Genomic DNA, 13,289 nt, shown 5'->3' with positions numbered 1-13,289 from the left:
TTCGTGCATTGGGTGGCATGAATTCCCGATGGTCTCAAGGGTAACATTGGACGCGCCTGCGCGAAGAACGCCCCAAGGACAATGAACAAAGGGCTGTTGCGTGGATTTGCACTCTTCGATTTTCGAACTCATCGACATGCGCAGCTTTTCGAATCTGTGGTACTGGATTGTGCTGGCAGTGCTCTGGTCGTCGGCCAGCCACTGGGCGATGGGGGTTCCCTACGATCTGCTTGTACGTGCCCGCCGTGTTGGCGGACAGTCCGAGCAGGACCTGCTGGATATCGTTCGGATCAACGGCAACAGGCTGCTTTACATCGTTGATATGTCAGGCCTGGTTATTCTTGCCTTTGGCTGTTTCTTTTATACCGGGCTTGCGATGCTGGGTTTCTATTATGGCATTGAATTTGCGCAGGCCGTGTTTTTGTTGCTGTTTCCTGTGAGTTTGGTGATGCTGATCAACATTCGCGCCGCACGCAAGTTGCAGGGCATCAAGCCGGTGCTCGAAAGCGTGTCGAAGATCCTTGTGCGCTGCAGGATTTACACCCAGATCATTGGCATGATCTCAATTGTCATCACGTCACTTTGGGGTATGTACCAGAATGTCTCGATCGGCGTTCTCGGGGGATGAAAATCAGAAAGGCAAGGCGATGACAGCTCCGAACCATGTGAGGGTTGGCGGCGCTCCCGAAGGGTTTGACGCACAGCTTGTTCTGAATGAGATTGCGCGCGCTGGCGGGCCGGTCTGTCACGTCGCGCGTGACGATAAACGGATGGAGGCGATGCGGGCCGCACTGGCGTTCTTTGCCCCCGATATGCCGGTCTTTGTGTTTCCCGGGTGGGACTGCCTGCCATATGACCGGGTGTCGCCCAACGCCGACATAGCAGCGGCGCGTGTGGCGACTTTGGCCGCATTGGTGCATCAGATGCCGGATCGGTTTGTCCTGCTGACCACGCTGAATGCCGCGACCCAGCGCGTGCCTGCGCGGGATGTGCTGCGCGAGGCTGCCTTTACCGCCCGCGTGAACCATCGCGTCGACGAAACGGCGCTGCGGAACTTCCTTGTTCGCATGGGGTTCACGCAAAGTCCGACGGTGATGGAGCCAGGTGATTATGCGGTTCGCGGCGGTATCATCGACATTTTCCCCCCCGGTGAATCCGGCCCCGTTCGCTTGGATCTGTTCGGAGACGTGCTGGACGGCGCGCGCCGATTTGACCCGGTTTCGCAACGCACGACCGAAAAGCTGGACGTGATCGAACTGGCCCCGGTTTCCGAGGTCATTCTGGATGACGCTGCCATAACGCGGTTCCGCCAAAATTATCGCATCGAATTTGGCGCGGCGGGCACCGACGATCCGCTGTATGAGGCGATCAGCGCAGGGCGCAAACACCAAGGCATCGAACACTGGCTGCCGTTCTTCCACGAAAAGCTGGAAACCCTGTTTGATTATCTGCCGGATGCGACGATCACTGTGGATGATCAGGTGACACCTACGCGGCTTGCCCGCTGGGATACAATTGCCGATCAGTATGAAACGCGGCGTCTGGCGCTGGAAAACCGCTCGCGCATGGACACGGTGTATAAGCCTACACCACCCGGATTGCTCTATCTGGACGATGCCGCATGGGAGCAGGCGGTCGGGGACCGGCGGGTGATGCAGTTCAGCCCGCTGCCTCAGGCCAGCGGTCCCGGTGTGATCGATGCAGGCGGGCGGATCGGCCGCAATTTCGCGCCAGAGCGGCAGCAGGAAAGCATCAGCCTGTTTGGTGCTTTGGCAAGCCATATCACCGACAAGATGGCCAAGGGGCCCGTCTTGATTGCGTCTTATTCCGAAGGGGCACGAGAGCGCCTGACGGGGTTGATCGAGGATGAAGGCCTGGCCGAAGCCGTCCCTGTCACTGATGGCACCCGGATTGGCAAACGCGGATTGCATCTGGCTGTCTGGGCGCTTGAGCACGGTTTTGAAACGCCGGGTCTGACCGTGATCGCCGAGCAGGACGTGCTGGGTGACCGCCTCATCCGCCAACCCAAGAAGCGCCGCAAGGCCGAGAACTTCCTGACCGAAACCCAATCGCTCAGCCCCGGTGATCTGGTGGTGCATGTCGACCATGGGATCGGGCGGTACATTGGGATGGAAGTGGTCACGGCAGCCGGCGCTGCGCATGAATGCCTGCTGCTGGAATATGCCGAACAGTCCAAGCTGTATCTGCCGGTTGAGAACATCGAGCTGCTGTCGAAATACGGCCATGACGAAGGTTTGCTGGACCGCTTGGGTGGCGGCGCTTGGCAGGCTAAGAAAGCCAAGCTGAAAGAACGCATCCGCGAGATGGCGGACAAGCTGATCCGTATCGCCGCCGAGCGCGCCTTGCGCAAAGCTCCGGTCATGGATCCGCCCCCACACGCATGGGAGGAGTTCAGCGCCCGTTTTCCATATCAGGAAACCGACGACCAGCTACGCGCGATTTCGGAAGTGATGGAGGACATGCATTCCGGCGCGCCGATGGATCGGTTGATCTGTGGTGATGTGGGGTTCGGTAAAACCGAGGTTGCCATGCGCGCGGCCTTTGTCGCCGCGATGTCCGGCGTTCAGGTGGCCGTGATCGCACCGACCACCTTGCTGGCCCGTCAGCACGCGGCCAGTTTCAAGGAACGGTTCCGGGGCTTTCCGTTGGAGGTGCGGCAGCTATCGCGCTTTGTGTCCGCGAAAGATGCACAGCAAACCCGTGATGGTATGGCGCGCGGGACCGTCGACATCGTGATCGGCACCCATGCGTTGCTGGCCAAGGGTATCCGGTTCAACAATCTGGGCCTGTTGGTCATCGACGAAGAACAGCATTTTGGCGTCGGTCACAAGGAACGTCTGAAACAGCTGCGCAGCGACATTCACGTTCTGACCCTGACCGCCACACCGATCCCTCGAACGCTGCAACTTTCCCTGACCGGGGTGCGCGACCTGTCGATCATCGGCACACCGCCGATCGACCGTCTGGCCATTCGTACCTATGTCAGCGAATTCGATGCGGTTACTGTTCGCGAGGCGCTGCTGCGCGAACACTATCGTGGCGGGCAGAGCTTCTACGTTGTCCCGCGCATCTCGGACCTGCCAGAGATCAAAGAGTTCCTGAAAGAACAGCTGCCCGAACTGACCTATATGGTGGCGCATGGGCAAATGGCGGCGGGTGAACTCGACGACCGCATGAACGCCTTTTATGACGGTAAATACGACGTGTTGTTGGCGACGACGATTGTCGAAAGCGGGCTTGATATTCCCACCGCGAACACGATGGTCGTGCACCGGGCGGATATGTTCGGGCTGGCGCAGCTCTATCAGATCCGTGGTCGGGTAGGGCGGTCTAAAACCCGTGCCTATGCGTACCTGACCACCAAGCCGCGTCAGAAACTGACGACTACAGCCGAGAAACGCCTGCGGGTTCTGGGCTCGCTGGATACACTCGGGGCAGGGTTCACGCTGGCATCGCAAGACCTGGACATTCGTGGTGCGGGCAACTTGCTGGGCGAGGAACAATCTGGCCAGATGCGCGATGTCGGCTATGAGCTGTATCAATCGATGCTGGAAGAGGCGATTGCCAAGATCAAAGCCGGTGAGATGGAAGGGCTGTCGGAAGCCGACGACCAATGGGCGCCACAGATCAATCTGGGCGTGCCAGTTCTGATCCCCGAAGATTATGTGCCCGATCTGGATGTGCGTTTGGGACTTTATCGTCGCCTGTCATCGCTTTCGACCAAGGTCGAACTGGAAGGTTTTGCCGCAGAACTGATCGACCGGTTCGGCACGCTGCCGAAAGAGGTGAACACCCTGATGTTGGTCGTGCGTATCAAGGCGATGTGCAAACGCGCAGGGATTGCAAAACTGGATGGCGGGCCGAAAGGCGCGACAATCCAGTTCCACAACGACAAGTTCGCCTCGCCGGAGGGTTTGGTAGAGTTCATTCAGAACCAGCGCGGGTTGGCCAAGGTCAAGGACAACAAGATCGTCGTCAGACGCGATTGGAAGAAGGACAGCGACAAGATTAAAGGCGCATTCGCCATCGCCCGCGATCTGGCGGAAAAGGTCATGGCAGCGAAGAAGAAAAAGGCGAAAGCCTAGTCTCCGCTGACGAAAGTGCACAATTGCCATTCGCCCGCGTCGGATTTTACGAATGCGGCGCGGTGGCCTGTCATGGGCCATAGAAAGTCGCCGTGCATGAATCCCCGTGTGCCGTCGGTCAGCATCACCGGTTGATAATCGGCACCGTCGCGATAGTTCGGGACGATGACGATCTCGTAGCTGATGAGGCTCAGCGCTGGGGAGCCTGGTTCGGCAGCTTGCCGAAGGGTCACGTCCTCACCGGTCACAAAGTAGGCCACGTAAGGGTCCAATGAGGCAGGCAAAGTGATCTGCCATTGATGCGGCATCCAAAACTCGCCCTCGTCGTCGAAATAGCCCGGTTGGGACAGGGTGGTCTCCAGATCGCTCCAATAGGCTTGGCGGCTCTGGTCTTCTAGAGAGCTGTTTTCCTGGGCGAGGTATTCAAGGAATTCCCCGGGCCCGCCATTTCCGCCGTGGCTGAGATAGATGTCCGGGCAAGCAGCTGCGATCACGGCCTCGGTATCCCGTGCGGCCACGCTCGCCAACAAACTATCCCGAAAGGCCGCGAGGGTAGGATCGCGTTCTGCTTCATCGGCCGGCGGAAAAGACTGGCGGTCAGCCAGAGCCGGGCCGCAGACCAACAGTGACAACAGCAGTGCGCGGATCATTCTGCGGCTTTCATTGCTGCCTGAGCACAAAAACACGAGGCCCCAACGGCCCGGTCGGCCCGGGCAAGCGCCAGATCAAGACGCTGTTTGATCAGTTTGATCTCGACACTCTCACCGCGTGCTTTCAGACAATCATGCAGGCCCTTCAGGCTCCAAACATTGTCGGGGTGGATTGAGGCACGGCTCAGAGTGCCGCCAAGCCCAAGATCTTCCCGATACACCGCTTCGGCCTCGGGCACGTGGCCCTGTTCGTACAACAATGCACCAAGCGCGTGGCGCGCGGGTTGCATCCACCCCCATGGCTCGTCGTAGGGCAGCGTGTCGTCCATATCGACCGAGCGCCTTAGATGAGCGAATGCGGCGTCATAGTTGCCTTTGCGATACTCAATCTCTCCGCGCAGCATTTCGCGGGCGATGTCCAGCAAGTCGATCACGCGGTTGTTGTGCAGCAGCCGGGTTTCCGGAACCCGATCCTTAGCGGCAAGGAACAGTCGCTCTTCGGCCTCTGCTTCGGGCACCTCACCTGTGGCCGCATAGGCGATTGCACGTGCGTAATGGGTGGTTGCGGTGACAGTGCGGTAGAGATCCTGGTCGTCGGGCAGCGGTAGGGCTTTTGCCTCTTCCCACCGGCCAAATCGGATCAGGATATGCGGCCCCATCGACATGTAGCTTTCGAAGAAATCCGCCATGGGCGGGCTTTCCGTGCGCAGCATCTCTTCGGGCGTGGTGTCCCAGATGCCTTGATTGGCACGCAGCGCGGGTTCCATTTGACCAAGAAACAGCGCGCCGTAGATGGCAAAATGATAGTCGTGCTGGCGATAGCCTGTGTAGATATTGAACGCGCCTTCGCGCTCATAATACTTCAAGTCAGCCTCGGTCGCCTTTTCATTCCAGTGAACGACGTTCTGATAGTGCCCGCACAACACGTCGATATGGGTTGGCATATGCACCAAATGCCCCGCATCCGGGACTAATGTGCGCAACACGTCGCCAGCCTTCAGCGCCTTTTCCGGTGTCGGCGACATCTCCATCAGATGAACATAGAGATGCAACAGACCCGGATGCGACATCGCCGCCGGATCGTCTGCCATCGCGTCTTCCAGGGCTTTTTGCGCCTCCAGCGTCGCGGCGCCCTCAGCGGGTTTACCGGTTTTCAGGTCCCACATCTGCCAGGGGGTCAGGTTGAGCAGCGCCTCGACATAGATGGTGCGCAGGTCAAGGTGATCTGGCAGTTCAGCAAAAGCCGCCCGCATCGCATCGGCGAAATCGTGGTCCCAGCTATGCATGTCGTCGACGGGATCGCGCTGTGGATACCGCGCGGGCAGAGCGCGGATCAGCGCCTGTTCCGTCGGGCTGCACCCTTCGGTCAAAGCCTCGGCTTTCTGCGTGGCATCATAGGCCAGTGCCAGCGCCTTTCGTTGCCCGCGGTCATCCAGCAGGTTCCAAGGCAGGTTGTAATTCGGGCCCGCGGCATAAGCCACGCCCCAGTGGGCCATCGCGCAGTCGGGGTCAAATTCAAGCGCCCGTTGAAAGCAGACAACCGCCTCGTCGTGGTTGTAGCCGTAGGTCCAATTCAGCCCCCGGTCGAACCAGAGCTGTGCGTCTGTTGAGGTCGTCGTTATCGGACAGGAATATGCGCCAAGGTCGTAATAGTCGCTCACTGAAAAACTCCACTCATATTGAGCAGAGGTTAGCCTGATTCATCGTTCCTGCACAGATCAGGCTGGCAGCCTGTTTTCGATCCGCCCCATACGCAGCATCAGGCCGAAGCCTGCAGCGCTCATGGCCAGGATGCCGACAGCCAGCGGGGTGATGGACCCGTCGAACATCTGCCCGATGGGGGCCGCAATCGCGGCAGCAAACACGGTCGAGATCGCACCGATCACAGAAGCCGCCATACCCGCGATATGGCCCATAGGCTCCATCGCGATGGCGTTCAGGTTGCCCATAGTCATGCCTGCCATAAAGAAGACTGCCGTTTGCCAGCTTACGAAAACTGCGAAGGACAGCGTGGGCGATAGGTCTGCCGCATTCAGGGCGATGACAGCTGTGGTAAAGAGGACCTGCGCACCCAGCGCCCATGTCACGATCCGGCGCATCCCCAATTTGATAACGAGTGCCGCGTTTAACAGGCTGGCTGAGCCCGCCATCAACGCCACGAAGCCAAACCAGAATGGGAAGCTGTCGGCACTGTCGTGGATGACATCGTAGACCGGTTGAACCATCGTCAGCATGGTGAACAACATGCCCAGACACAGTGTCTGAACCAAGATCGACAGTCGCACCGTTGGGTGTGTGAACATCTGGCGCGCGGCGTCCAGTATAAGGGGCATGCGCAGCGGGCGACGGTTTTCGGCCGACAAGGGTTCCGGAAGGCGCAGGCCCATCCAGACGATGGTGATCAGTGAGAACAGGATGAATGAGGCAAAGATACCCCGCCATCCAGTCAGTGCGATCACGCCGGCACCAAGCATTGGCGCAATTGCTGGGACCAGGGTGAAGATCATCATCGCAATCGATACAATCCGCGCCATCTCGCGGCCCGAATACAGGTCGCGAATAATTGCCACGGCCACCACACGGGGGGCCGCACATCCGATCCCCTGGAAGATACGGGCGACTAATAGCATTTCGAGTGATGAACTGGCCCAGGCAGCCGCCGCTGCGATGATATACAGTGCCGATCCGACGTAGATCACTGGTTTGCGGCCAAAAGCGTCAGACAGCGGACCGGTGAAAAACGTGCCTATCCCCATACCCAACACAAACGAGGTCAGGATCAACTGGGCTTTGTTGACGTCGTCAGGGCTGAGTTGCGCGCCGATATTTGGCAGTGCAGGCAACATGGAATCGATCGAAAACGCGATCGTCGCAAACATCATTGCGACAAGTGCTATGAACTCACCCCGAGACATGCGATTGGCCATAACGCCCTCCTGATCTGTTCGCGCTATCACGGCAAATCAGTTGACGCTAGGTGTCAAATTGCACAGAGGTCTGTGCTAATTTGCAGGGGAAGCCTCAAGTTGAGACATGATTTCAGCAATCACTTTTTCCCACATTTCAGGGGGTTGCGCCCCGGGGACGGCATGTTGATTGGCAACGATGAACGTCGGGACAGAGCTGACGCCCATTTGCCTGGAATGGCTGTCACGGTTGCTGATATCCTCGCGGTCAGCGTCGGATTTCAGCAGTTTCAGAACGACCGCTGCGTCCATTCCGGCATTGTCGGCAATATCCGCCAAAACCTCATGATCGCCGATATCGCGGGCCTGCACGAAATAGGCGTCGAACAAGGCATCGACCACGGCATTTTGTTTGCCTTCAATCCCGGCCCAATGGATCAGGCGGTGCGCGTCCAGTGTGTTGGGCGTGCGCTTCATACCTTCGAAGTCGATCTTAAGGCCTGCGTTCTCGGCATGATCAACGACCGGAGCATAGGCCCGCACAGCACCGTCCTTGCCCCCGAACTTGCGTTCGAGATATTCGCGGCGATCCATTCCGGCATCCGGCATGTCGGGGTTCAACTGGAACGGATGCCATTCGATCACAAACGGATGGTCCGGGATCGCCGCCAGCGCCTTGTCCAGATGGGTTTTGCCGATATAACACCACGGGCAGATCGGGTCGGACATGATATCAAGCTTGACGGTCTCGGTCATCGGTTGGTCGCCTTGAAATAGGCCGGCAGCGCCCGGCGCAGAAGTTTCCCGTTCCCGCCGGTGGGCAGTTCAGGCAGATGGATAAAGGCGCGCGGTTGCTTATAGCGCGCCAGATTTGCCTCGACATAGGTGCGCAGGGCGTTGTCGTCCAGCTTTTCCGGTCCTGTATAGAAGGCTGCTATCACAAATGTGTCCTGCTTGACCTCGACTGCCGCAGCCCCGACCTGCGCGATGCCGGGGTATCGAGACAGCGCCGCCTCGACTTCAACCGGTGACACCCTATAGCCGCCGGCATTCATCATATCGTCATCGCGACCCAGATAAGCGATCTGGCCATCCACGGCCATGGCCCCTTGATCGCCGGTCAGGAACCAGTCGTCCTGCATCCGGGCTTCGGCCTCGTCGGGGGCATTGAGATAGGTCAGCATCAGGCCGGGGTCGGACCTGTGTACGGCAATGGTGCCTTCCTGACCCTGAGGTACGGGACCGTCAGGTCCCAGGATGGCCACACGGCGGCCAGGCTGCGGTTGGCCCAATGCATCGGACCGCGCTGGATGCGCCGGGCTGGACGAAATGAAAGTCGAACACTCGGACATGCCATAGGCCTCGTAAAGTTCAGTGCCGGTCGCTTGCGCCCACTGTTCGTGCAGATGCCGTGACAGTTTTTCTCCGGCGCATAACCCATGTCGCAATACCGGCAGGTCGAGGTCGTCTGTTGAGCTCACCACCTTACGGAATACGCCCGGTGCTGCAGCAAAGATGGTGGCCTGATGACGGCGTAGCAGGGCAGGTAGAGCGTCCAGATCGGTGCCCGGCGCGGGGATAAGAGCCGTTGCGCCAATGGTCCACGGATCCATCAGACCGGTGCCCAAGGTATAGGTCCAGTTGAACGCGCCCGCGTGACACAGGCGATCGGTTTCACGCAACCCGTACCAGCCATCCACCATCATCTGACGCGCCCAGATGGCGCGATGGGCATGGGCTACAGCCCTCGGTTTTCCCGATGTGCCCGAAGTATAGACGACATAGGCCATCCGTTCCGGGTCACCCATTTGATACTCAGCAGCAGGCAGATCACGCATTCCGGCCAAATCGGACAGGTCAATCTGAACCGGATGCGCGGCGCACGCAACCTGTGGGTCACGCAGAATGGCGGCAGGCCTGAGGTCCTTGATCATGCGCTCTGTTTCCGGCTCGGTCAGCTGCGATGAGGTTGGGACCGGGATGATGCCGACAGCTATCGCTCCGAGATAGGCAATCGGGAAATCGACCGTGTTCCCAAGCCGCATCAACGCGATATCGCCGGGCTTCAAACCGGCATTCAACAGCCCTGTGCCAGTGCCCAGAATGGCCTGCTGCAACTCGCGATACGTCCAATTCCTGGCATCCGTGGAGCCCACCACAGACAGGGCGGTCTTGACCGAAAGCCTGTCTGCACAGCGCAGTACATGCGCTGCCAGATTGAACGGAGACGGGCAGGCCGGCGGCGGCCCCTGATCAAAAATAGAAAGCATGGCAACTGGCTAGCGCGACCACTGCTGCGTTGCAAGCGCGACGGGCTGCGCCTATAGAATGACGCATGAGTACCCAAGACCAGACATCTTTGATCCGCATTGCCCGGGACTCGGGCGAACATACGGAAGTTGAACCACTTGACCTCGGCGCGCGTGTGCGCGAGCTGCGGAAAGCGCGGAAATGGACGCTTGAACAGGCGGCCACACAGGCCGGTTTGGCGCGTTCAACGCTCAGCAAGATCGAAAACGGTCAGATGTCGCCCACCTATGACGCGCTGAAAAAGCTTGCGACCGGTCTTGAGATCTCGGTGCCGCAGTTGTTTACACCACCGCAGCGGGACCAAGTGATCGGCCGGATGGCCGTGACGCGCATGGGCGAAGGGTCTGCCCATCCCACAACCACCTATGAACATGAACTGCTGGCCGAAACGCTGACAAAAAAGCAGATGTTGCCCTATCGGGCCCGTGTCCGCGCGCGGTCAATGGATGAGTTCGACGGCTGGGTCCGCCACGACGGAGAAGAGTTCTTGTATGTCCTGACGGGTGTTGTGCGCCTTTACACCGAGTTTTATGAACCAGTCGAAATGCGCCGCGGCGACAGCGCCTATTACGACGGGAGCATGGGTCACAATGTAATCTCGGTCAGCGACGAAGATGCAATGATCCTGTGGGTAACATCACTTACTTAACGACCGGCTGAATTCGCGGTTCAAGCCTTCCGTGAACAAAAAGTCCTCAAGCTCTTCGTGGGCTTCGTTCATGGTCAGTTGATGGCGTTCAGCCAGATACGCTTCGAAACATTTGCGGTCTTGGCTTAACCGCACCATGTCCTGATCCCGCAGGTTTGGAAAGCGCCGTTTGGCGCGGGTATACATTGCACTCCAGTCTTGCGTCAGATCGGTCCATTTCAACATTAGACAGCTTTCCGTTTTCATGGTTTCAAACCGCTCGTCCCAAGAACCAGCGTACGAAGGTGGTGGGGGCGTTCGGGCATGACAAAATGTCGCACCCGGGGTCGGGTGGCGGTTTGATTTTTGACGGGATCGAAAGTGCCCGTTGCAGCCTATCCGCAACGGGCAGACGGACCTGATTTTTGAGTGAGTGGAGGCCGGTCCGTAAATTCGATGTGCTGCACACCGGACGAAGAGTTACGTTTTGAATTTCAAAGCAATAATCAATTCGTGCAGCGTACTGCAGTATATGTACAAGCTATATCGCTAAACCCCGGTCAGTAAAGCTTTTTGTGTGAGTTTTTTAAGGGTACACTTGACATTGGGGCAATTTCAACATGTTGGCGTGGCAAAAATTCGGCACGCAATATGCGGTGCCCATAGGCTGTGCGCCGATTTCCGCCCACGTCCTTTAGGTGCCGCGCGTGACCCGTTACTGTTCGTACCACCAAACCTGCGGCATGTACTCCGGCCCATCGCCATAGATCGGCAAGCTTTCAGGCTGCTTGAGTTCCTTGGCGTGGGCGATCCGGCCCACATCAAAGTTCCAGATCGGAATGACATAGCGCCCGGCGGTCAACACACGATCAAGCGCGCGCGTTGCAGCGACGAAATCCTCATGACTTTCCGAGGCCAGCATGGCGTCAATCATTCCGTCCACAGCGGGTGAAGCCACCCCCATCAAATTGCGCGTGCCCGGAGTATTCGCGTTTTCGCTGCCCCAGTACAGGCGCTGCTCGTTGCCGGGTGACAGGGACAATGCACGACGGAAATAGGTCATGTCGAAATCCAGAGCCGACGTTCGGCTTGTAAACTGGGCGCTGTCGACCTGTTCGGTGTTCACAGCGATGCCAAGGCGCTCGAGCGCGCGCGTGTAGATCTCGATTGCCGTTTCGCTTTCGGTGTCGCCCTGTTGCAGCAACACGGTCAGGGTAAAGGCATCGCCGTTTTCGTTACGCAGCACGCCGTCCTGGATGGTCCAGCCCGCCTCAGCCAACAGTTTGGTTGCAGCGCGGATGTTTGAGCGGTTGCGGGCCGATCCGTCACTTTCCGGCAAGGTGTAGCCTTCAAGCGTTCCGGGGGGCAGGTCGTCCTTGAATTCCAATAGCAGCTCTTCGACGCGACCACTTGCCGGGCCGGGCTGCATCGCCAGGTCCGAGCCCGAGAAATAGGATGAGATACGCGGCTGCGCGTTGCCGGTAATCGTGTCGTTGATGAATTCGAAATTGAACGCCAGCATCAGCGCCTCGCGGACACGCCAGTCGGCAAACGGCGCTTTGCGGGTGTTCATGACAAACCCGGTCATGCCCGAAGGCTTGCCGTGCGGGATCTCGGTCTTGACCACATCGCCGCGTTGGACGGCCGGGAAATTGTATTGATTGGCCCATTTGTCGGCATTGAATTCACGTACCGCAGTCAGTTCACCGGCTTTGAAAGCCTCGAACAGAACAGTGCCGTCGCCGTAGAACTCGATCCGCATTTCGTCCAAATTCATGGTGCCTTTACGGAAGGGGATATCAGTGCCCCAATAGTCCGGGTTCCGCTTGAGGTTCACGTATCTACCGGCCTCATAGCTGTCGACGATGTAGGGCCCGGTTCCGACCGGAATGTCATGCAACCCGGCATTGGCAAAATCTTTCCCTTCCCACTGGGCTTTCTGCAGGATCGGGCGCAGGCCTGCGATCAGGGCAAGCTCGCGGTCGGGTTCGTTGAAGGTGATGCGCACCGTGCGGGGACCGGTCTGTTCGATACTGTCGATCTTGCCCCACAACCCGCGATATCGCAGGTGGCCTTCGGTGCCCAAAGTCTCATACGACCAGATGACATCATCCACTGTGACTGGTGTACCATCCGAGAATTCGGCGTTCTCACGCAGGGTGAATTCGACCCAGGACCGGTCCGGCGCGGTCTCAACTGATTCGGCTAACAGCCCGTAAAGAGTGAAAGGTTCGTCCCAGGATCGACCCATCAGGCCCTCATGGGTCCAAAATCGCAATTGCCAGGGCGAGCTGCCTTTTTGCACGAACGGGTTCAAACTGTTATAGCCGCCCGTATTTCCGAACACGACTTTCCCGCCTTTTGGCGCGTCCGGATTTGCGTAGGGCAGGGACACAAAATCCGGTGGTAGGGCCGGGTCACCATACATAGCTATGCCATGGGTCGATTCTGCATAAGCAATTGACGTGCTCAAAAGTGCAGTGATTCCCGCGATCAATGGACGAACGGGGCGTAGAAAATCGGGGCTCATTTTGGAAACAATCCTGCTCTGGCCTTATTTTGTTGGGATTCATCGTAGCTATGATTTTTCTTGTTTTCAAACTTTTAGCTTGGACGAACACAAGAAATTGCTTATAAAGGACGCACTGCTCGATAGGTTTCTTGCCTGTATGAAACCTGCCTCAATAAC

At 58.2% G+C, this 13,289-nt stretch carries 10 protein-coding genes; 3 read left to right on the top strand and 7 right to left on the bottom strand.

The genetic code is table 11. From position 1 onward, the window contains the following. Positions 1-100 precede the first annotated feature (100 nt). Together AC2FIS_RS03925 and mfd are read left to right on the top strand one after the other, a co-directional pair. Positions 101-628, top strand: a complete 528-nt coding sequence (locus AC2FIS_RS03925) for a component of SufBCD complex (protein ID WP_496772023.1) — start codon at positions 101-103, stop codon at positions 626-628. Between the two features lie 19 nt (positions 629-647). Continuing rightward, a complete protein-coding gene (gene mfd, locus AC2FIS_RS03920; protein WP_496772110.1) occupies positions 648-4,106 on the top strand; it encodes a transcription-repair coupling factor in 3,459 nt (1,152 codons plus the stop codon). On the opposite strand, the gene AC2FIS_RS03915 is transcribed toward mfd, so the two are convergent. From AC2FIS_RS03915 to AC2FIS_RS03895, 5 genes are all read right to left on the bottom strand, one after another. Next, complete coding sequence (locus AC2FIS_RS03915) at positions 4,103-4,756, bottom strand: SH3 domain-containing protein (protein WP_496772022.1); 654 nt, start codon at positions 4,754-4,756, stop codon at positions 4,103-4,105. The genes mfd and AC2FIS_RS03915 overlap by 4 nt on opposite strands. Further along, positions 4,753-6,417, bottom strand: coding sequence for a tetratricopeptide repeat protein (locus AC2FIS_RS03910; RefSeq protein ID WP_496772021.1), 1,665 nt, complete (start codon positions 6,415-6,417; stop codon positions 4,753-4,755). The genes AC2FIS_RS03915 and AC2FIS_RS03910 overlap by 4 nt, the downstream gene beginning before the upstream one ends. Before the next feature lie 57 nt (positions 6,418-6,474). Then, on the bottom strand, positions 6,475-7,683 hold the full coding sequence (locus tag AC2FIS_RS03905) for an MFS transporter (protein WP_496772020.1): 1,209 nt from the start codon (positions 7,681-7,683) through the stop codon (positions 6,475-6,477). Between the two features lie 75 nt (positions 7,684-7,758). Further along, positions 7,759-8,418, bottom strand: coding sequence for a DsbA family oxidoreductase (locus tag AC2FIS_RS03900; protein ID WP_058271782.1), 660 nt, complete (start codon positions 8,416-8,418; stop codon positions 7,759-7,761). Further along, positions 8,415-9,932, bottom strand: coding sequence for a class I adenylate-forming enzyme family protein (locus tag AC2FIS_RS03895; RefSeq protein WP_496772019.1), 1,518 nt, complete (start codon positions 9,930-9,932; stop codon positions 8,415-8,417). Before AC2FIS_RS03895 ends, AC2FIS_RS03900 begins: the two co-directional genes overlap by 4 nt. A gap of 65 nt (positions 9,933-9,997) precedes the next feature. Between AC2FIS_RS03895 and AC2FIS_RS03890 the strand changes: the two genes are divergently transcribed. Continuing rightward, positions 9,998-10,621, top strand: a complete 624-nt coding sequence (locus tag AC2FIS_RS03890; RefSeq protein ID WP_108858481.1) for a helix-turn-helix domain-containing protein — start codon at positions 9,998-10,000, stop codon at positions 10,619-10,621. Here the strand turns inward: AC2FIS_RS03890 and AC2FIS_RS03885 are convergent. Beyond that, positions 10,610-10,867 (bottom strand): hypothetical protein, encoded by a 258-nt coding sequence (locus AC2FIS_RS03885; protein ID WP_306346065.1) that lies wholly within the window; start codon positions 10,865-10,867, stop codon positions 10,610-10,612. The genes AC2FIS_RS03890 and AC2FIS_RS03885 overlap by 12 nt on opposite strands. 448 nt (positions 10,868-11,315) lie before the next feature. Further along, complete coding sequence (locus tag AC2FIS_RS03880; protein ID WP_496721709.1) at positions 11,316-13,130, bottom strand: extracellular solute-binding protein; 1,815 nt, start codon at positions 13,128-13,130, stop codon at positions 11,316-11,318. Between the last annotated feature and the right edge of the window lie 159 nt (positions 13,131-13,289).

It is taken from the genome of Ruegeria sp. CDSB113 (genome assembly GCF_059611045.1).
Note: the sequence above shows the minus strand (reverse complement) of the source record. Positions and strands in the feature narration are given on the sequence as shown.

Excerpts from the sequence above, each read along its gene's own strand:
- mfd (WP_496772110.1), top strand. The coding sequence starts at position 648 with ATGACAGCTCCGAACCATGTGAGGGTTGGCGGCGCTCCCGAAGGGTTT.
- AC2FIS_RS03915 (WP_496772022.1), bottom strand. The coding sequence starts at position 4,756 with ATGATCCGCGCACTGCTGTTGTCACTGTTGGTCTGCGGCCCGGCTCTG.
- AC2FIS_RS03905 (WP_496772020.1), bottom strand. The coding sequence starts at position 7,683 with ATGGCCAATCGCATGTCTCGGGGTGAGTTCATAGCACTTGTCGCAATG.
- AC2FIS_RS03900 (WP_058271782.1), bottom strand. The coding sequence starts at position 8,418 with ATGACCGAGACCGTCAAGCTTGATATCATGTCCGACCCGATCTGCCCG.
- AC2FIS_RS03895 (WP_496772019.1), bottom strand. The coding sequence starts at position 9,932 with ATGCTTTCTATTTTTGATCAGGGGCCGCCGCCGGCCTGCCCGTCTCCG.
- AC2FIS_RS03890 (WP_108858481.1), top strand. The coding sequence starts at position 9,998 with ATGAGTACCCAAGACCAGACATCTTTGATCCGCATTGCCCGGGACTCG.
- AC2FIS_RS03885 (WP_306346065.1), bottom strand. The coding sequence starts at position 10,867 with ATGAAAACGGAAAGCTGTCTAATGTTGAAATGGACCGATCTGACGCAA.
- AC2FIS_RS03880 (WP_496721709.1), bottom strand. The coding sequence starts at position 13,130 with ATGAGCCCCGATTTTCTACGCCCCGTTCGTCCATTGATCGCGGGAATC.